The organism is Methylobacterium sp. Leaf91, assembly GCF_001422815.1.
Classification (GTDB): Bacteria; Pseudomonadota; Alphaproteobacteria; order Rhizobiales; family Beijerinckiaceae; genus Methylobacterium.
The window spans coordinates 1-18,829 of sequence record NZ_LMMP01000051.1 but is presented as its reverse complement, the minus strand read 5'-3'; the positions used below and the strand labels follow the sequence as shown (position 1 = coordinate 18,829).

Below are 18,829 nucleotides of genomic sequence, written 5' to 3'. Positions count from 1 at the left end.
CGGGCCACCCTCCCCCGCAAGGGGGGGAGGGAGAACGCGCGTCATCGTGGCGATCGTCTCTCTGACCGTCTGCATCGCCGTTCCCGCGACCTACACCCGCGCCGACGACGGCGAGAAGACCGTGCTCGGCGGGCTCCTGTCGAAGGCTTTGTCCACGCCGGGCTCCCAGGTGTCCATCGGTGCCGTGGACGGGGCGCTCTCGTCGAACGCCACGATCCGCGACGTGGTGATCAGCGATCGCAACGGTCCCTGGCTGAAGCTCGACAAGGCGCGCCTCGTCTGGAGCCGCCTCGCCCTCCTCTCCGGCCGGCTGCAGGTCGACAGCCTGGAGATCGGCCGCCTCGAAGTGCTGCGCCGTCCCCTCCCCGCCCCGGTCTCGGCGACGCCGGAGCCCGATGGCTCGCTGCTTCCCGAGTTGCCCGTGAAGGTGGAGATCACCGCCTTCAAGCTCGCCGAACTCATCCTCGGCGAGACCGTCGCCGGTCAGCCGGCGCGCCTGTCCGCCGAGGGGAAGGCCAAGCTCGGCGCCCCGTCCGAAGGGCTCGACCTCGACCTGTCCGTGCGCCGCCTCGACGCCACCGGGCAGTTCGTCGCCCGCCTGCTCTTCGTGCCCAAGGGCGAGAAGCTCGAGGTGAAGACCACCCTGGTGGAGGCCGCCGGTGGCCTCCTCTCCAAATTCGCCAATCTCCCCGGCGAGCCGCCGATCAACCTCGATCTCGACGGGCGCGGCACCCTCGATGCCTGGAACGCCCGGCTCGATTTCGATGCCGGCCCCGATCTCGGCGCCAAGGGCACGGCCCGCATCGCCCGGGCCGGCGCCGACCGCTCCCTCACCCTCGACCTCTCCTCGCGGATCGAGGGGCTGCTGCCCGGCCCGGCGGCTGCGATCTTCTCCGGCACCACCAAGCTCGACGGCGCCCTGCGCTTTGCCGATAACGGCGCGTTCGGCATCGACCGCCTCGCCCTCGCTTCCCGCACCGCCCGCCTCGACGCGTCGGGCGGCCTCACGCCCGAGCGGGTCGCCGACTTCACCATCTCGGCCCGCGCCGTCCCCACCGATGGCAGCGTCACCAAGGCGGCCAATGCCGAGCTCGACACCCTCGTCTTCGACGGGACCGTGAAGGGGCCGATCGCGCGGCCACGGGTGAACGGCGACCTCAAGGCGGCGGGCCTGCGCGCGGACGGCAACGTCCTCGAGCGGATCGCCGCCAGCCTCGCCATGGAACCCACGGGCGGCGACCCCAATGCCACCCGCTTCGCGCTCCGTGCGGATGCCAATGTGGAAGGATTGAAGCTCGCCGACCCGGCCCTGCGCCGTGCGGTCGGATCGCGCGGTGCCTTCACCTTCCGTGGCACGCTCCAACCCGATGGCGTGGTCGATGTGGCGGCGTTCGATCTTGACGCGCCCACCGCCACGCTCTCCTATGCCGGCCGCGTCGGCCAGAACACGCTCACGGGCACGCTGAAGGCGGGCCTCGCCGATCTCTCGGCCTTCTCCGATGTCGCCGACCGGACCCTGGCCGGCAGCGTCGCCGTTAAGGCGAACTTGAGCGGGGACCCCGCCCGCAAGGCCGTGACCGCCGATGTAGATGCGACGACACAAGGGCTTGTCCTCGGCCTGCCGGCCCTCGACCGGCTCCTGGGCCGCGAGCCGCATTTCTCGGGCAGGCTTTCCCAGGTTTTCGATGGGTACAGCTTCGATGGTGTGAAGCTCGACGGCGCCGAGATGGTGGCCCGGCTGGAGGGCAAGGCCACGGCGCGTCTCGCCGACGCCAAGCTCCTGGTGGACGTGAAGACCCTCTCCGCCCTCGATCCGCGCCTTGCCGGTCGCGCCCTCCTCGACGGACGGCTCTCCGGAACCCTGGAGAAACCGGACCTCACCGCCACCCTCACCGCTGCCGACGGACGGGCGCTCGGCCGCCCGATCCGGGACGTGCGCGTAGCCGCGGCGCTCAAGGACCTCACCGGGGCGCTCGATGGAACGGTGGCGCTGGGCGGCGAGATCGGCGGCAAGACCCTGCGCGGGGACGTGCATCTCGCCCGCTCGGGCGCAGATTGGTCCCTCGACCGGCTCGCGGTGAATCTCGGCTCGGCTACCCTCGCCGGTAAGGCGGCCGTCGATGCGGCCACCCTCCTCGCGCAGGGCAGCGTCACGCTCTCGGCCGCCAATCTCGACGATCTGTCGCCGCTCGCCCTCACGCCGATGGCCGGAAGCCTCGACGCGACCGTCGCCCTCTCGCGTGAGGGAGGACGCCAGGACGCGTCGGTGAAGGCCAAGGGCGCCTCCCTGCGCTCGGGTGAGATCGGCCTCGCGCAGCTCGACGCCGACCTCACCGGCCGCGATCTCCTCGCCCATCCCGTGGTGGACGGCCGGGTCAATGCCGACCGGGTCATCGCCGCCGGCGAGTCCATCGACACCGTGCGCCTCCTGGCCGTGGGGTCGCCCAATGCCAGCGACATCACCCTCACCGCCAAGGCGCGAGGTTTCGATCTCGACGGGGCTGCCCGGCTGGTTCCGGCCGAGGCCACGCGGATCGAGCTGTCGCGCTTCTCCGCGTCACGCGGCAAGGACCGTCTGGCGCTGGCTGGTCCCGCCACGATCACCCTCGACCGGGGCTCGGCCGTCATCGACGGTCTCGTCATCGCCGCCGGTACCGGGCGGGTCAGCCTCGCCGGCCGCGCCGGATCGAATCTCGACCTGAAACTCGGCATCCGGGCGCTGCCGTTGGCTCTTGCCCGCATTGCCTCGCCGAGCCTCGCCCTCACCGGCACCCTCGACGGGGACGCCGATATCCACGGCACGGCCGCGCGGCCGGAAGGGCGTTATGCCCTGTCGGTGGCGAAGGTCGTGACACCGGAGACGCGCAAGGCCGGCCTGCCGCCCATCGACGCCAAGGCGAGTGGCACACTGGGCGACGGCCGCGCCGGGATCGAGGGCCGGGTCTCGGCCGGTCGCGGCGCCGAGCTGACCCTTGCCGGCTTCCTGCCCGTCTCGGCGGGCGGACCCATCGCGCTGAAGCTGCGCGGCACCCTCGACGCGGCCATGGCCAACAGCCTGCTCAGCGTCGGCGGTCAGCGGGTCGCCGGCCGGATCGCCCTCGACGGGGGCGTCTCGGGCACCCTCGACGCGCCCCGTGCCGAGGGTGCCGCCACCCTCTCCGGCGGCAGCTTCACCGATCCGCTCCAGGGCATCGCCCTCAAGCAGATCGAGGGCCGCGTCACCGGGCGGGGCGATACCCTCGTGGTGGAGCGCCTGACAGCGCAGACCCGGAACGGCGGCGGCCTTCAGGCCAGCGGGCGCGTGGCCCTGGACCCGAATGGCGGGTTCCCCGGCGCGTTCAAGATCACCGCCGAGCGGGCCGAGCTCGTCTCCAGCCCCATCGTCACCGCCACTGCGAGCCTCAACCTCGCCCTGAGCGGTCCTTTGGCGCGGACGCCGAAAGTGTCGGGACGGGTCGACCTCGTCTCCGTCGATGTGACGGTCCCCGATCGGCTGCCCGCGACCGTGCAGCCCCTGCCCGGCGTGCGCCGGGTCAATACGCCCGCCGACGTACGGGTGCGCCTCGATGCGAAGGCCGACCGCAAGGCGAAGGTCGCCGCATTGGGCAAGCGCAGGAAGGCGCCCCCGCCCTTCGACGCCACGCTGGACGTGGCCGTCCATGCGCCGAACCGCATCTTCGTGCGTGGACGCGGAATCGACGCGGAACTCGGCGGTGACCTGCGCCTCACCGGCACTTCGCGCGACCCGGTGGCGGTGGGCGATTTCGCCATGCGTCGCGGGCGCCTCAGCATCATCGGTCAGCGCCTCGATTTCACCCGCGGCCGCCTGGCCTTCAACGGCGAGCTCGCGATCCCCGATCTCGACTTCCAGGCCGAGACCAAGGCCGCCGAGGTCACCGCCCGCGTCGCCGTGACCGGCCCCGCCAACCAGCCCGACTTCGTCCTCACCTCCGACCCGTCCCTGCCGCAGGACGAAGTGCTGTCGCGGCTGCTGTTCAAGAAGGCGGCCGGGGGACTCTCGCCCTTCCAGGCGCTCCAGCTCGCCCAGGCCGTGTCGCAGCTCTCCGGCGGGGCCGGCGGCCCGGACGTGTTCGAACAGGCCCGCAAGGGGCTCGGCCTCGACAGCCTGGACGTTTCCACCGGAGCCAGCGGCGGTCCGGCCCTGGGTGCCTCGCGCTATCTCAGCGACCGTCTCAGCGTCGGCGTGAAGGCGGGCGCCAAGCCCCAGGATACCGCTGCCACCGTGGATTACGACGTGACCCGTCGCATCAAGATCCAGGGCGAGGCCGGCAGCGACGGTCGCACCGCCGTGGGGGTGGGCGCCGAATGGGAATATTGATGGGGTCGGAGCGAATGACCGGCACCGGAGCGGCCTCGAAGACGTTATCGGCCGGCAGGACTCTCAGGGCCACGGTCACCTGACGGCTGACATAGCCTGCGGCGCCGAGCGGAGAGTGCCCGCCACATCGGGAAGGGGCACGCCGAATGATGGGCTGGTTTCGGGCCTTGATGCCGCGGGAGGATCGCTTCTTCGACCTATTCGAACGCCATTCCCAGACCCTCGTCGCGGGAGCGGAGGCACTCCAGGGCGTCCTGAAGGGCGGCGACGGCGTGCCGCGCTACTGCCAGGTGATCGTCGATCGCGAGCACGAGGCCGACGCGATCACCGCAGAGGTTCTGCTCGCGGTCCGGCGCAGCTTCATCACCCCCTTCGACCGCGGCGACATCAAGGATCTGATCCAGTCGATGGACGACGCCATCGACCAGATGAACAAGACCGTGAAGACGATCACCCTCTACGAAATCCGTTCTTTCGACCCCCTCATGCGCGAGATGGGCGACACCGTGCTCGAGGCGGCGCGTCTCACGGCCGAGACGATCCCCCTGCTCAACGCCGTCGGCACCCATGCGGGACGCATCAACACCCTCACGGAGCGCATCACCCGCGTCGAGGGCCGCTCGGACGAGTTGCAGGAGCGTGGCCTCAAGGCTCTCTACCGGGCCCATCGCAAGGATGGCGGCGACGGCGACACCATGGCCTACATCATCGGCGCCGAGATCTACGGGCACCTGGAGGATGTGGTCGACCGGTTCGAGGACGTCGCCAACGAGATCAGCGGCATCGTGATCGAGAACGTGTGACGGGCATGGACGCCGCCTCCCTCGCGCTGCCGGCGCTGGCCGGCCTCATCGCCGTCGCCCTGTTCTTCGACTTCCTCAACGGCTTGCACGACGCGGCCAATTCCATCGCCACCATCGTCTCGACGCGGGTGCTGCGCCCGCAATACGCGGTGCTCTGGGCGGCGTTCTTCAACTTCATCGCCTTCCTGTTCTTCGGCCTCCATGTGGCGCAGACCCTGGGGACCGGGATCGTCGATGCCGGGATCGTCGATCCGCGCGTCATCCTGAGCGCGCTGGTCGGCGCCATCGCCTGGAACATCGCCACCTGGGTGCTCGGCATTCCGTCGAGTTCTTCGCATGCGCTGGTGGGCGGCCTCGTCGGGGCGGGCATCACCAAGGCGGGGTTCGACGTCGTGGTCTGGTCCGGCCTGTCGAAGACGATCGCTGCCATCGTGCTGTCCCCGCTCGTGGGGTTCCTGCTCGCCCTCCTCCTCGTGCTGATCGTGTCCTGGACCTGCCGGCGCGCCACGCCCTTCGGGGTCGACCGGAGCTTCCGGCTCCTGCAATTCGTCTCGGCCTCGCTCTATTCCCTCGGACATGGCGGCAACGACGCCCAGAAGACCATGGGGATCATCGCTGTGCTGCTCTACTCGCAGGGGCATCTGGGGAGCAGCTTCCACGTTCCCCTCTGGGTGGTCCTGGCCTGCCAATCGGCCATGGCGCTCGGGACCCTCTTCGGCGGCTGGCGCATCGTCCACACGATGGGCTCGAAGATCACCCGCCTGAACCCGATGCAGGGCTTCTGCGCCGAGACGGGTGGCGCAATCACCCTGTTCCTGGCGACATGGCTCGGTGTCCCGGTCTCGACCACGCACACCATCACCGGCGCCATCGTCGGCGTGGGCGCGGCCCGCCGGACCTCGGCGGTCCGTTGGGGCATTGCCGGGAACATCGTCGTCGCCTGGGTCCTGACCCTGCCCGCCGCCGCCCTCATCGCCGCATGCTGCTACGTCCTGACGGGCTGGCTCGGCTGAGCGATCTTGCCCGGCTCGCCTGGAGCCATGATGCCGCGAACCTCCGCGCGAGACCCTTCTGCTCGTGGTCGAGGGAAATCAGGCACGCCTCACACTACCGCTGCTGCGCCGATATTGGTGGTCAGTTGTGATGCTCGCGAATACTGAAATAAGTTTCGCGGTAAGGTTTTCGCGAGTTGGACGTGACAATACATGTTTTGTCGTTATTCAAGTCATCGGTGGGGCGGGCAGAGTTTTTATTTACGTAAATTTGAATACGCGATCGTTCAAGTGGAGCGAATATAAATCAAATATCGATGAACTATATTTCATACAAGTAGTTATAAAATATTAAATAAGACTCTTTATTCGGTTATTATCATTGTATCGTTGGGGGAGTATAAGTCATGCGATTGTCGATCAAGGCCGTACTGATCAGTCTGTTCAGCATCGTCGTTTCGATTTCGGCAGCGCAGGGCTTGGTGGCCCTATACAAGCTTCAGGACATCGGCACGAAGATTGCCGTTCTGGTCGACAATGCCGTGCCGTCGGTGACCCAGGCCGACAAGATCAATCGTCTGGTGCTCCGGGTCCGCACGTCCCAGCTGCGCTACCTGACCGCTCCCAACAGCACCATCGAGCAGGCCGATCTCAAGCTTGCGAACGAAATGATGCTGGAGCGCAACAAGTCCATCGAAGACTACAAGTCCCTGATCTCCGGAGCGGAAGAAAAGGCGATCTATGAGGATCTGATCGCCAAGATGGAGATTCTGAAGGCCGATTGGGGAAAGCTCCGCTCCATGCGCGAGACCGACAGGGACCAGGCGCTGAGCTTCTTCCGCGAAGGCAACCACGCGAATTATCGGGCGGTCGCCGACGCGGCCACCCGTCTGGTCGAGATCAACGTGGTAGCTGCCAACGCCGCCGGAGAGGCGGCGCGCAGCCAGCAGGCCGAAGCGATCCGGATCTCGATCATCATGCTCACGGTCTGCATCGTGATGGCCGTCTCGGCCATGATCTTCTCGTTCCTCGGCGTTGCCCGCCCGATCGAGCGCATGACCCAGGCCATGCGTCACATTGCCGGCGGTGACGAGACGACCGCCGTTCCCTCCATGGGCCGCCGCGACGAGATCGGCGAGATGGCCCAGGCGGTGGAAGTGTTCCGGACCAACCTGATCCGCACGCGTCAGCTCGAAGAGGACACGGTCCTCACTCGGGCTTCCGCCGAGGAGCAGCGCCGTGCTGGAATGCGCAAGATGGCCGAGGATTTCGAGACGGCTGTCGGCGGCATCATCGGCATGGTCTCCTCCTCCGCCACCGAGCTTCAGGCCACGGCGCAGGCCATGACGGTGACGGCGACACAGACCGCGTCGCAATCCACCACCGTGGCCGCCGCAGCCGAGGAGGCCGCCGTCAACGTGAACACCGTCGCTGCCGCCGCCGAGGAACTCGGCACGTCCGTGCAGGAAATCGGCCGACAGGTCTCGAGCTCCGCCACTCTCGCACAATCCGCCGTAACGGAGGCTGACGCCACGGCCGGCCTCGTGCAGGAACTCAGCGGTGCCGTGAGCCGGATCGGGGATGTGGTGAGCCTGATCTCGACGATCGCCAGCCAGACCAACCTGCTCGCCCTCAACGCCACCATCGAGGCCGCGCGCGCCGGTGAAGCGGGCCGGGGCTTCGCGGTGGTCGCCGCCGAGGTGAAGGAACTGGCCAATCAGACGGCCCGCGCCACGGAGGAGATCTCCCAGCAGATCGGCCACATCCAGGGCGCCACCGGTCAGGCGGTCTCGGCCATCGGTTCGATCACGATGCGGATCCGGGACATCAATGCCGTGGCGACTGCCATCGCGGCGGCGGTCGAGCAGCAGAGCGCGGCGACGCAGGAGATCGTGCGCAACGTCTCGCAGGCCTCGTCCGGTACCAACGAGGTGACGAGCAACATCGCCGGCGTGGCCAGTGCTGCCGAAGAGACCGGAGCGGCCGCGAGCCAGGTGCTCGGCGCCGCTGGCGAACTCTCCCAGCAATCCGAACATCTCACCGGAGAAGTGCACCGCTTCCTTGCCACGGTGCGGGCCGCCTGACCCGATTCCACCGCGCGGACCAACAAACGGGTCGGGCTCGCGGGAGCCTGGCCCGTTCTCATGTCGACCGCCCGGGTTCACCCCCGGAGGGCGAAACCCTCACCGTCCGTCGGTCACCCTCTGTCCCGTCTCGCCGTAGCCGAGCTTGGCTCCCTGGCGGTTGACGCTTCCGAAGCGCAGGACAGCCTGTTCGAGGTAGTCGATCGCATCGATAAGGGCATCCCGCGCGGCCCCGACCGCCTCCTCGCCGTCCTCGACCGGTGTCTCGGCGAAATTGACCGCGGCGATGAGAACCCGGTCGCGTTCCTCTTCGATCCGGCGGTCGCGCTCCACATGCCCACGCACGTCGGCATCGAAGGCCTCGATCACCGCCCAGGGCAATGCGTCCTTCGACGACGATCCGTCGAAGGCGCGGGCCTTGCGCCGGGCCTGTGCCGCCGCCGCCCTGACGATGTCAGCGAGTTTGGCATCCATGGTCGGTCTCCTGGGGTGATCGGGTTCGAGGCGCTTTCGTTACCGTGCATCCCCTCGCCCCGCCCGCGGGGAGAGGGGGAAACCAGCCGCTCAGCTCCTCAGCCCCGGTGCCTCCTGGCCGGTGCGCGCGACGTATTCGGTGTAGCCGCCGCCATATTGATGGATGCCGTCGGCGGTGAGTTCGAGGACGCGGTTCGACAGGGCGGCGAGGAAGTGCCGGTCGTGGCTCACGAACAGCATCGTGCCCTCGTAGTTCGCCAGCGCCGTGATGAGCATCTCCTTGGTGCCCATGTCGAGGTGGTTGGTCGGCTCGTCGAGGACGAGGAAGTTCGGCGGGTCGAACAGCATCTTGGCCATGACCAGCCGGGCCTTCTCGCCGCCCGAGAGCACGCGGCAGCGCTTCTCGACGTCGTCGCCCGAGAAGCCGAAGCAGCCGGCCAGCGCCCGCAGGCTACCCTGGCCCGCCTGCGGGAACGAGCGCTCCAGGTCTTGGAACACGGTGAGGTCGCCGTCGAGGAGGTCCATGGCGTGCTGGGCGAAGTAGCCGAGCTTGACGCTTCCCCCCACCGCGATGCTGCCGTCGTCGGGCGGGGTCGAGCCGGTCACGAGCTTGAGCAGGGTCGACTTGCCGGCGCCGTTGATACCCATCACGCACCAGCGCTCCCGGCGACGGATGGAAAAGTCGAGTCCCTCGTAGATGGTGCGGCTGCCGTAGCGTTTGTGCACGTTCTTGATGATGACGACGTCGTCGCCCGAACGCGGCGCCGGCTGGAACTCGAACGCCACCGATTGCCGGCGCTTGGGGGGCTCCACCCGCTCGATCTTGTCGAGCTTCTTCACCCGGCTCTGCACCTGTGCGGCGTGGCTGGCGCGGGCTTTAAACCGCTCGATGAACTTGATCTCCTTGGCGAGCATCGCCTGCTGGCGCTCGAACTGCGCCTGCTGGTGCGTCTCGTTCAGGGCCCGCTGCTGCTCGTAGAAGCCGTAGTCGCCGGAATAGGTGGTGAGGGTGCCGCCATCGATCTCGATGACCTTGGAGACGATGCGGTTCATGAACTCGCGGTCGTGCGAGGTCATCAGCAGGGCGCCCTCGTAGTTCTTGAGGAACGCCTCGAGCCAGATCAGGCTTTCGAGGTCGAGATGGTTGGAGGGCTCGTCGAGGAGCATCACGTCCGGGTTCATCAGGAGGATGCGGGCCAAAGCCACTCGCATCTTCCAGCCGCCCGAGAGCTTGCCGACGTCGCCGTCCATCATCTCCTGGGAGAAGCTCAGGCCCGCCAGCACCTCGTAGGCCCGGCCTTCGAGGGCGTAGCCGTCGAGCTCTTCGAACCGGGCCTGGACCTCGCCGTAGCGCTCCACGAGCGCATCCATCTCGTCCATCCGGTCGGGATCGGCGAGGCCGGCCTCGATCTGCTTCAGTTCTGTGGCGACCACGCTCACCGGGCCGGCCCCGTCCATCACGGCGGAGACGACGGAGCAGCCCGACATCTCGCCGACATCCTGGCTGAAATAGCCGATGGTGATGCCCCGATCGGTGGCGACCTGACCCTCGTCGGGCTCCTCCTCGCCGGTGATCATCCGGAACAGGGTGGTCTTGCCGGCGCCGTTCGGCCCCACGAGGCCGACCTTCTCGCCCTTCTGGAGAGCGGCCGACGCCTCGATGAAGACGATCTGCCGTCCGTTCTGCTTGCCGATTTTCTCGAGGCGGATCATGCGCGCATCGTTGTCCTGAGATCTGTCCCGCGGCCTTACGGCATGGCGCGCGGAAGCGGAAGGCGGGGCACCGCGGGCACGATCCGCGAGGCACGGCCTCGCTGTCGCGGATGGGTGCCCCGGCCGGACCCGAGCCCAGATGCCGCGAGGGCCTTGCTTGGACAGCGCCGGGCCGATCGCGTATCCACGCATCGCCTCATTCAAAGGGTATTCGCCGAAGCTTCTCTGCCGAAGGTCCCCTACCCCGTGCCGGTCCAGTCGCTGATCCTCTACCCCGATCCACGGCTGCGTCTGCGCGCCGAACCGGTAAGCGTGTTCGACGAGGACCTTCGCCGCGATGCCGCGGATCTCGTCGCCGCCCTCGCCCGGGTTTCGGCCATCGGCCTCGCCGGGCCACATGTGGGGTGGCTCGCCCGCGTGGTGGCTTTGCGGCTCGAGCCCGGTACGCCGGCGACGATCTACGTCAATCCGGAGATCGTCTTCGCCTCACCCGAGACGGAGCCTCAGACCGAGGGCAGCGTCTCGATGCCGGGCGTCTCCGACACCGTGGAGCGGGCGGCGCGGATACGCCTTCGCTATGCCGATCTCGACGGGGCCTGGCATGAAATCGAATCGGAGGGGTTCGAGGCGGCCTGCCTGCAGCACGAGATCGACCAGCTCGACGGCATTTTCTGGATTGAGCGCCTGTCGCGGCTTCGTCGGGACCGTGCGGTGAAGCGCTACGCGAAGGCGAGGCGCGCGGCATGAGGCGTGGATCCCGTTCCCGCCCGCTGGCGGCCTTGTTCCTCGCAGCGATAGGGGCGGCGCGCGCCGAAGCGCAGCCGGCCAAAGCTCCGACGCCCCTGCCGTCGTCCGCGGCCCTGCCCTCCGCGCCGGCGATTGGCTGCCCGTCATTGGCCAATCTGCGTCTTCTCCTGCGCCAGTCGGAAGGTGACCTCAAGAAAGCGTCCGCGACCCTGGCCGATCCGAAGGCCGACCACCTGAGTTGCAATCTTCTCGGACGTGATACGGTCAATGCCATCACGGACCATGCCGCCCTCAACGGCAACGAGTACGACTGCGTTGGCATCACCGGAACCAGCATCTGTTCCTGGACCATCGCCGGAACGGTCGTCCCGGCCGATCCGGCGCGAGCGGTCAAAAAGGCGCCGCCCCCCAAATCCAAGCGCTGACGGCGCGTCATAGCGGCGGGCGATGCCGCAGCGCGCCCTATATCGCCTCCGGTAGAGCCAAGCCGGAGATCCACACTATGAAGCCGCCGCACCACCGGGGAATCGCCCTCCTGTTGATCATGACGGGAGTGGGCATGGCGGGAACGACCCTGGCCGGCGCCGGCTCGATGTCGGCGAGCGAGGTGGTCGCCTGCGATACCTTGGTCAACCTGCGGGTCTTGATGGGGCAGGCTCGGGCCGATCTCGGCGACCATCCCGGCTGCCGCCGAATCGCCCGCGATCGTGTCGGCGCACCGGAACACCGCGCCATGATCGGCGGCGCTCCGTTCGAATGCCTCGCGGTGAGGGACGAGCCCTCCTGCCTCTGGATCAAACCATAGGGAGTCGTGCCGGAGGGAAGCGGATATTCGGCACCTAATACCGATGCGCTTTTCCGACGAACCGCCCTACCTTAGCCGCAACGAAGGGGGGTAAACTCATGGGTGAAACTACCGGATCATGCGGTGGAGAATCGGCTGGCCGTCGAGGACGCCGCATCGCCTGCATGGTCGCTGTGGGATTGTTGGGATTGGTCTCGCAGGCTCGAGCAGAGGCCCCGATCAAGAGCCCGCAGGATGCAGCCTGCCGTAACGAGGCGCGTGCGAAGGTGTTCGTCACGCCCGATCCGGGTGGGATTGGGCTCTACGCGGTCGGCCGGCAGATCTACATGACCTGCATGGCGCGTTCCCAGCCACGCTCCGCACGTCGGCGGCGATAGGCTACGTCTGCCGACGATCAGACGCTGCGCGGTGCGCCGATACGCGCCCGCAGGCGCAGGCGCAGGTTCTCGTTGGCCGTTGCATCCGCATCGACGGCGAACATCAGCCGCAGAAGCCGGCTGATCGGGGTCGTGCCGTCTTGAACTGCGGCCTCGACCTGGTCCTGGAGCGCCATCCGCTCATAAGGACGCTGAGAATCGAAGCTCGACTGGGCCTGATGCGCCATGGTCTGCGTTCCGTCGCTCGGGATCACTTTTCCCCGGGCGGTTCGCTACGCGAAGACGTCCGCCTCCGCCAGTCCCTTTCGCCGACTATTCATAGCCGGCAGCCGGTTCTGACGCATTTGTGTCATGTGTGGCTTGCAGAGCGGTTCCAGACTGGACCCTCAGCGCGGGACAATGTGGAGACCGTCATCGGGCAAGAGGTTGCGTGCCGGCCCGCCGGTCTGCTGGCCACGGCCCTGCTGATAATAGGGCAGTTCCGGCCGGCGGTCGTTATCGCTGCCGGAATCGTATTCCCAGGCCTGGTTCCACGGCGCCCGGCCACCCACCGTGATGCCACCGGTGGAGTCGATGTCCTGCACCACCGGACGATCCCGATAGGGACCGGAACCGGCCTCGGCGGCAAAGGGAGCCGCCATCATCGTCAGGGCGAGCAAGGCGGAAAAGGCGGTCTTCATCACAGGCCTCGGAAGCACTGGCCGGGATCCGGCGCGAATCGATCACGTGATCCTATAACAGCAAAGGTTGTCGCGACGTTCCGCCCATCCCATCGCTGCGCCATGGGAAGGGCGGACCAGAACGGAGAGGATCTCCATTGGTTCTGCCCGACCTGTCCCTACGCTCTCAGCATTTCCCCGACCCAGATGCCGCGCTCGACATGGTCCGTTTCATCAGGCGTTCGGGCATCAACACGGCCTACCATCTGGGAGCCTGGGCCTGTCACCTGCGTCATCCCGGCCTGCCGCTGCTCTTCGCCACCGGGATCCTTGTTCTCGGCGTCTTCGTCGCGACCTTCAACGACCTGACGTTCCGGCTGAGTGCCCTGCCCTACGGCCTCAACCAGGCCCAGATCAGTCTGGTCTTCGCCGTCTTCCTGTTCGGTGTGATGTCATCCTCGACGGCAGGCTCCCGGACGGACCTGTTCGGTCGTGGTTCCGTCCTCGCCTCGGGGATCCTGATCATGGCGGTGGGCATCGCCCTCACGCTGCTGCCCTCGCTTCCCGGCATGATCGTCGGCGTTGCGGCGGTCACGGTCGGGTTCTTCGTGGCGCGTTCGGTGGCGAGCGGCTGGGTCGGTCGGATGGCGGCCGAGTCCAAGGGCCATGCAGCGTCCCTGTACCTTCGCGCTGACTATCTCGGTTCGAGCTGCCTTGGTTTGGCCGGCGGATGGTTCTGGACAGCCCAGGCTTGGCCGGCTGTGGCAGTGTTCAACGTTGTCCTGCTCGCCCTCACCATGGTGGCGGCCGCGCTCTTGTGCTGGAGCAAGCGACGGCGCGCCGCTTGAATCACAAGGTACAAAAAAGAAGCCCGACGCCCGGCGAGGGGCGGCGGGCTTGAGCGGATCCGCTTGCCGTCAATGCACGGTCGCGGCGGATTCCATCGGCGCCACGGCGCGCGGCTTCGTGGCGCGGAGCGGTTTCGTCGCCGTGGAGCTCGATGCAGTCTTCGTCGCGGCAGTTTTGGTCGAGGCGGCCTTGGGCGCCTTGGGCGCGGCCGGTGTTTTGGCAGAAGCAGCCTTGGCCGAAGACGATTTGGCGCTGGCCGTCTTGGTCTGGCGCGGCGCGGTCTCGGACGCCTGGACCACGGCCTTCTCGGCGACGGCCTTGGCGGCGGTGCTCCGCGAGGCGCGGGGTTTCAGGGTCTTGGCCGGGCTCGGTGCCAGGCTGAGATCGGCGGTCACGGGCTGAACGTAGACCGGTGCGGAAAGGCTCGCAGCGCGCAACTCGGCCTCGGCCGTCAGCCAGTGATCCTCGGCGCGGCCGAACACTCGGCCCTCGCTTTCCCAAATGTCATAGGCGCGCTCGCGCACCAGCTGCTCGAAGGGATTCATTCGCGCTCTCCTCGTGGGTGGTGGCCCCGATGGAAGCGGAGGTTGGTTAATGCTCGGTTAATGTCGCCCCGCGGCCAGGGCGTCTCAGGCTTGCGAGAGGCGTCGCGCGTTGGCGCGGACCTTTCGGCGGTATCCCGTGACCACCTTCTGCGTGGAGACCCCGGTCGCGATCATCATGGCCGCCTCGCCGGCCGCCATGATCTTCTCGCTGACCATACGCTGAGCCTCGATCTGCGCGGCCGGGCCGCCCAGGGAGAGCTTGGCGAGACGAAGGCCGATCACCTGCTGCGATTCCATCGCGAGCAGGGTCGCGTCCATACCGAGCTTCCACCACGCACCGAACATGTCAGTCCTCTCCACGCCGACGGGCGCAATGGCCGCGCTTATGCCACGCGGCTCGCCATGGTCGAAACGGGCGGCTCGGTCGAACCGACGTCACGGATGCACGATTCCGTGAGCGCGTCTCAATCGAAGGAGCGCGACTTCGCGGAGGACCCGCCGAGGCTGATCTTCTTCGGGGCCGAACCGCCGCCGAGGCTGATCTTGCGGGGCGGCGGCGGGGCGGCGGGGTTCGGAGCCGCGGGCCGTGCGGATTTCATCTGCGCCTGGCCATGGACCACCGAGCCGATCTCGCCCGCGACACGCACGAGGTCGTCCCGCTCGCAGGCTCGGGCGACAGAGAGGCCGAGCTGATGCATGTGGCTCTTGCCGTAGAGATAGACGGCAAGCTTGGCGCGAGTGGTGGGGGGGATTTCGGCGAGGATCTCGGGCAGGTCCTCGGGCTCGGCACGGTAGACCGCTCCGAGCAGGTCGAGGGAGACCGGGCAGGCGGGATCCGGCTCGGCGCCGCTGGTGGGGTGCGACTGGGTCATGGAATACCTGTCTGGCTCGTGGATGTCTGGGCGAGTGTGTGGGCCGGAGCCGTGTTGGCGGCGGGCGGTGTCGTCTGCGTCCGGACGACGGCGTCCTCCGGGCGCGGTTGAGGATTGGGCCGCGCCGGCCGCTCCGGCTGCAGACAGCCGCTGCAGACGGAGGCGATCGCGATGCGGGCGCGGCGGTCGGCTCGCTCCCACACCGCTTCACGAGCGGCCCGGGCCCGTGCCACTTCCTCCGCCGATGGCATTCCCCCGCTGGCGCCGATCTCGGCCGGAGCGGCGTCGGGAGGCCTGATTCTCAGGAGGAGCGGTTCCTGGGCCAGAACGGGCGATCCTGCAAGAGTGCAGGCGAGAGATGAAGCGGCGAGCCGGCAAGCGAGGATCGTGCGGCCCATCGGCTCCTCAATCGGATCGGCAGACCCCTGGTCCGTCCGGGAACGATCGTCGGCCTAGGGTTAACATGACCTTAACGCGAAGACGACCTTGCCTCATGGGAGTCTCCATTCTCACCCAACACCGCTGTGCCCCGTATTCGACCCGACAGCCCGAAGCGCATCGCTGCGCATATGTCGGAGGGCCTGCCGGCCGCCGAGGGATGAATCTCGACCAGCGACGGTCGGCGTCTGGAGCTTCGCTGACAGGACGACAAAAGCCGATCCGGCTCTACACCACCCGTCAATATCTGAACCGTCCGGCATAAACAGGCTGCCCGGAACGGATACCGCACGCCTCGATCGCGCAATGACGGGAGAGGGCCAACCAGCGAAAATCCGTGATCTTCGGACTCCCCACGGCTGGACGAAGCCCCCTCTTTCCTTTTACGGGATAGGCGTGGGGCCTGTAGCTCAATGGTTAGAGCCGACCGCTCATAACGGTCTGGTTGCAGGTTCGAGTCCTGCCGGGCCCACCACTCGCTCCCCGCGAACGACGGACGTTCGCGTTTGGCGGGAGACGTGCGGCGTCTCAAGGGCATAGCGAAAAGCTGCCGTTTTGAGGTCTCCTCTCCGGGGCGGTGCTGCGACCCCGATTCTGGGCGGTTTTGGCCGTTTTCTCGCCTGCTGCCGGTGCAGCTTCCGCTACATGCCTGCTCATCGCGCTGGAGACCGGTTCGCAGGCCAGCGGAGCCGAGGTTCGCTGGCGGTCGTACACTGGCGTGTGAGCAATTACTGCCACTTCGGACTGGACTTGCGCTGCGAATGGAGCGGAACTGTCAGCGTCCTTGAGGCCGCCGACGCGGTTGCGCCTTCGACCCCCTGCCGATCCCTCGCGATCGGTGGGGTTGCGCTGGTGGCAGCAGACCCGCTGCCGACCCATCGCAAGGTCCACCCTCATGATCGACGAGACACACCAGGCGCTGCTCAAGGCAGCCGCCGAATCACCAGACCAGTTGATCGCCCGGCCCTCTGGGCTGAACGCCCGAGCCGCCAAGGCGCTGTCCGCCAAGCTCTGCAAGACGATGTTAGTGATCGAGGTCGTCGTTCCAAAGGATCAGCCGCACTGGCGTACCGATGAGCGCGGTCCGATCGGACTGTGCCTCACGCCAGTCGGCCGGGAAAGCCTTGGCCTTTCTCCTGATGCACCCGGTTCCGACGCCTCGCCGCCGGTTGCGGATGCCAGATCGGGTAGAGCCGAGACGAAAGCGCGACCCGGCACGAAGCAGGCGCTGATCATCGCGATGCTGCGGCGTGACGAGGGCGCCACGCTCGCCGACCTGATGGGGGCCACCGGCTGGCTCGCCCATTCGACGCGCGCCGCCCTGACCGGCCTGCGCAAGCGAGGGATGACCCTCGCAACAGCACGCGATGCCGAGGAGCGGACCGTCTATCGCCTGGCTGATATTGCCACGACGGAGGCCCGGTGATGGCCGCCGTGATCAGCCCCGAGCTCAAGCGCGAGATCGAGGCGCTTGCCTCACTCGATCTGGGCGACCTGCGCATCCGCTGGCGGCAGCATCTGCGAACGGCCCCTCCCCCACATCTGTCTCGGACCCTGATGATGCGGCTCCTGGCCTACCGCATCCAGGCCAAAATGCTGGGCGATCTCGATCGCGACAGTGCCCGGCTGCTCGATCGGATCGCGAAGGAGAGGCTGCGCCGCCGCGCCGCCGCCGAGCGGGCCGCCAAGCCGAAGGCACCGCCCCTCGTCCCGCCGATCCCAAGCCCAGGGCTTCGACCCGGCACGCTGCTGGTGCGGGAGTTCGGGGGCGAGGTCCACACCGTCACTGTGGTGGCGGGTGGGTTTGCCTGGAGGGAGACGACTTATGCCAGCCTGTCGGAGGTCGCCCGCGCGATCACCGGCACCCGCTGGAACGGTCCCCGCTTCTTCGGGCTTCGGGACAAGGGAGCCACCAGGGCGCCAAGCAGCGGCGACGAGTCCTTTTCGGCTGTGGCCACGGGAGGGATGGCGTGATGGCATCCCTCTCCAAGCCGTCGCACCTCAAAGCCCAGCCTCCGAAGATCCAAGCACCCAAAAACCAGGCTCCTAAACCCCAAGCCCAGAAGACCCTGCGCTGCGCGATCTACACCCGCAAATCCACCGAGCACGGGCTCGATCAGGCCTTCACCTCCCTCGACAACCAGCGCGAGGCCGCNAGCCCAGAAGACCCTGCGCTGCGCGATCTACACCCGCAAATCCACCGAGCACGGGCTCGATCAGGCCTTCACCTCCCTCGACAACCAGCGCGAGGCCGCYGARGCCTACATCAAGAGCCAGGCGCATGAGGGCTGGCGCCTGCTGCCCGACGCCTACGACGATGGCGGCGTCTCAGGCGGCAGYCTCGAGCGWCCGGCGCTGCAGCGGCTGCTTGCCGAGGTCGAGGCGGGGCGCGTCGATGTGGTGGTGGTCTACAAGGTCGACCGGCTCACCCGTGCTCTCTCGGACTTTGCCAAGCTCGTCGAGCTGTTCGACGCGCACGGCGTCTCCTTCGTCTCGGTGACNCGATCTCGTCGATGTGGTAGTGGTCTACAAGGTCGACCGGCTCACCCGTGCTCTCTCGGACTTTGCCAAGCTCGTCGAGCTGTTCGACGCGCACGGCGTCTCCTTCGTCTCGGTGACCCAGGCCTTCAACACCACCAACAGCATGGGACGGCTGACGCTCAACGTCCTGCTGTCGTTCGCTCAGTTCGAGCGCGAGGTCACGGCMGARCGCATCCGMGACAAGATTGCGGCCTCGAAGCGCAAGGGCATGCGCATGGGTGGACCCGTGCCGCTGGGCTACCGCGTCTACAACAAGAAGCTGGTCCCTTGCCCCGACGAGGGGCCGCGAGTGCGGGCGATCTTCGAGCGCTACCTCGCGCTCGGTTGCCTCAACGGATTGGCGGCCGATCTGCAGGGCCAGGGCATCCTGACGAAGCGATCCCCGCGCCGGGATGGCACGATCCGGGGCGGCATCGCCTTCACCAAGGGTCCGCTGGCCTATCTGCTGCGCAACCGGGTCTATATCGGCGAGGTGATCCACAAGGACCGGCACTATCCCGGAGAGCACGAGGGCATCGTCCCTCTATCTCGCCAGCATTTCGGAGGCGCCCGTCATCTGGCTGCCCCAGCATCTCGGCTATGCCGGCAGCC

19 protein-coding genes, 1 tRNA gene and 1 pseudogene are annotated in these 18,829 nt (G+C 67.6%); 13 read left to right on the top strand and 8 right to left on the bottom strand.

Annotated elements, in window-relative coordinates; genetic code table 11:
• The first annotated feature begins 46 nt into the window (after positions 1–46).
• The 4 genes from ASF32_RS22190 to ASF32_RS22175 all read left to right on the top strand — a co-directional run bounded on the left by ASF32_RS22190 (position 47) and on the right by ASF32_RS22175 (position 8,218).
• Positions 47–4,339: a translocation/assembly module TamB domain-containing protein gene (locus ASF32_RS22190; RefSeq protein ID WP_056433854.1), complete on the top strand. Its 4,293-nt coding sequence runs from the start codon at positions 47–49 to the stop codon at positions 4,337–4,339.
• Positions 4,340–4,485: 146 nt separating this feature from the next.
• Entirely contained in the window at positions 4,486–5,142 is a 657-nt protein-coding gene (locus tag ASF32_RS22185) for a DUF47 domain-containing protein (protein WP_056433851.1), read from the top strand.
• A 5-nt stretch (positions 5,143–5,147) separates the two neighbouring features.
• Entirely contained in the window at positions 5,148–6,155 is a 1,008-nt protein-coding gene (locus tag ASF32_RS22180) for an inorganic phosphate transporter (RefSeq protein ID WP_056433847.1), read from the top strand.
• A 386-nt stretch (positions 6,156–6,541) separates the two neighbouring features.
• A complete protein-coding gene (locus ASF32_RS22175; protein WP_056433844.1) occupies positions 6,542–8,218 on the top strand; it encodes a methyl-accepting chemotaxis protein in 1,677 nt (558 codons plus the stop codon).
• 99 nt (positions 8,219–8,317) lie between these two features.
• On the opposite strand, the gene ASF32_RS22170 is transcribed toward ASF32_RS22175, so the two are convergent.
• A complete protein-coding gene (locus ASF32_RS22170; protein WP_056433841.1) occupies positions 8,318–8,692 on the bottom strand; it encodes a hypothetical protein in 375 nt (124 codons plus the stop codon).
• A 90-nt stretch (positions 8,693–8,782) separates the two neighbouring features.
• Positions 8,783–10,405: an ABC-F family ATP-binding cassette domain-containing protein gene (locus ASF32_RS22165; RefSeq protein ID WP_056433838.1), complete on the bottom strand. Its 1,623-nt coding sequence runs from the start codon at positions 10,403–10,405 to the stop codon at positions 8,783–8,785.
• A 246-nt stretch (positions 10,406–10,651) separates the two neighbouring features.
• On the opposite strand from ASF32_RS22165, the gene ASF32_RS22160 reads away from it, so the two are divergent.
• The 3 genes from ASF32_RS22160 (at position 10,652) to ASF32_RS22150 (ending at position 11,957) form a co-directional block, all read left to right on the top strand.
• On the top strand, positions 10,652–11,152 hold the full coding sequence (locus ASF32_RS22160; RefSeq protein ID WP_056433835.1) for a peptide deformylase: 501 nt from the start codon (positions 10,652–10,654) through the stop codon (positions 11,150–11,152).
• Positions 11,149–11,577, top strand: coding sequence for a hypothetical protein (locus tag ASF32_RS22155; RefSeq protein ID WP_244477930.1), 429 nt, complete (start codon positions 11,149–11,151; stop codon positions 11,575–11,577). The genes ASF32_RS22160 and ASF32_RS22155 overlap by 4 nt, the downstream gene beginning before the upstream one ends.
• Before the next feature lie 77 nt (positions 11,578–11,654).
• On the top strand, positions 11,655–11,957 hold the full coding sequence (locus ASF32_RS22150) for a hypothetical protein (RefSeq protein WP_056433828.1): 303 nt from the start codon (positions 11,655–11,657) through the stop codon (positions 11,955–11,957).
• 394 nt (positions 11,958–12,351) lie between these two features.
• On the opposite strand, the gene ASF32_RS22145 is transcribed toward ASF32_RS22150, so the two are convergent.
• Positions 12,352–12,561: a hypothetical protein gene (locus ASF32_RS22145; RefSeq protein ID WP_056433825.1), complete on the bottom strand. Its 210-nt coding sequence runs from the start codon at positions 12,559–12,561 to the stop codon at positions 12,352–12,354.
• Between the two features lie 159 nt (positions 12,562–12,720).
• Positions 12,721–13,014: a hypothetical protein gene (locus ASF32_RS22140; protein WP_056433822.1), complete on the bottom strand. Its 294-nt coding sequence runs from the start codon at positions 13,012–13,014 to the stop codon at positions 12,721–12,723.
• A 137-nt stretch (positions 13,015–13,151) separates the two neighbouring features.
• On the opposite strand from ASF32_RS22140, the gene ASF32_RS22135 reads away from it, so the two are divergent.
• Positions 13,152–13,841: an MFS transporter gene (locus tag ASF32_RS22135; protein WP_056433820.1), complete on the top strand. Its 690-nt coding sequence runs from the start codon at positions 13,152–13,154 to the stop codon at positions 13,839–13,841.
• Between the two features lie 69 nt (positions 13,842–13,910).
• Here the strand turns inward: ASF32_RS22135 and ASF32_RS22130 are convergent, their stop codons facing one another.
• The 4 genes from ASF32_RS22130 to ASF32_RS22115 all read right to left on the bottom strand — a co-directional run bounded on the left by ASF32_RS22130 (position 13,911) and on the right by ASF32_RS22115 (position 15,657).
• Positions 13,911–14,387 (bottom strand): DUF2934 domain-containing protein, encoded by a 477-nt coding sequence (locus ASF32_RS22130; protein ID WP_056433814.1) that lies wholly within the window; start codon positions 14,385–14,387, stop codon positions 13,911–13,913.
• 84 nt (positions 14,388–14,471) lie between these two features.
• The gene (locus tag ASF32_RS22125; RefSeq protein WP_056433811.1) at positions 14,472–14,732 is read right to left on the bottom strand and encodes a hypothetical protein; all 261 of its coding nucleotides are present in this window, start codon (positions 14,730–14,732) and stop codon (positions 14,472–14,474) included.
• 119 nt (positions 14,733–14,851) lie between these two features.
• Complete coding sequence (locus ASF32_RS22120) at positions 14,852–15,259, bottom strand: hypothetical protein (RefSeq protein WP_018043878.1); 408 nt, start codon at positions 15,257–15,259, stop codon at positions 14,852–14,854.
• Positions 15,256–15,657 (bottom strand): hypothetical protein, encoded by a 402-nt coding sequence (locus ASF32_RS22115; protein WP_056433808.1) that lies wholly within the window; start codon positions 15,655–15,657, stop codon positions 15,256–15,258. The genes ASF32_RS22120 and ASF32_RS22115 overlap by 4 nt, the downstream gene beginning before the upstream one ends.
• A gap of 439 nt (positions 15,658–16,096) precedes the next feature.
• Here ASF32_RS22115 and ASF32_RS22110 point away from each other — a divergent pair.
• The 5 genes and pseudogenes from ASF32_RS22110 to ASF32_RS22095 all read left to right on the top strand — a co-directional run.
• Positions 16,097–16,172: transfer RNA gene (locus ASF32_RS22110), tRNA-Ile, on the top strand.
• A gap of 420 nt (positions 16,173–16,592) precedes the next feature.
• Positions 16,593–17,123: a DUF3489 domain-containing protein gene (locus ASF32_RS22105; protein ID WP_056433805.1), complete on the top strand. Its 531-nt coding sequence runs from the start codon at positions 16,593–16,595 to the stop codon at positions 17,121–17,123.
• Positions 17,123–17,671 (top strand): DUF2924 domain-containing protein, encoded by a 549-nt coding sequence (locus ASF32_RS22100; RefSeq protein WP_056433801.1) that lies wholly within the window; start codon positions 17,123–17,125, stop codon positions 17,669–17,671. The genes ASF32_RS22105 and ASF32_RS22100 overlap by 1 nt, the downstream gene beginning before the upstream one ends.
• Before the next feature lie 195 nt (positions 17,672–17,866).
• Positions 17,867–18,198, top strand: a pseudogene (locus ASF32_RS24890) (recombinase family protein); the annotation flags it as partial.
• A 1-nt stretch (position 18,199) separates the two neighbouring features.
• On the top strand, positions 18,200–18,829 hold a 630-nt coding region (locus ASF32_RS22095), incomplete at both ends, for a recombinase family protein (RefSeq protein ID WP_244483696.1).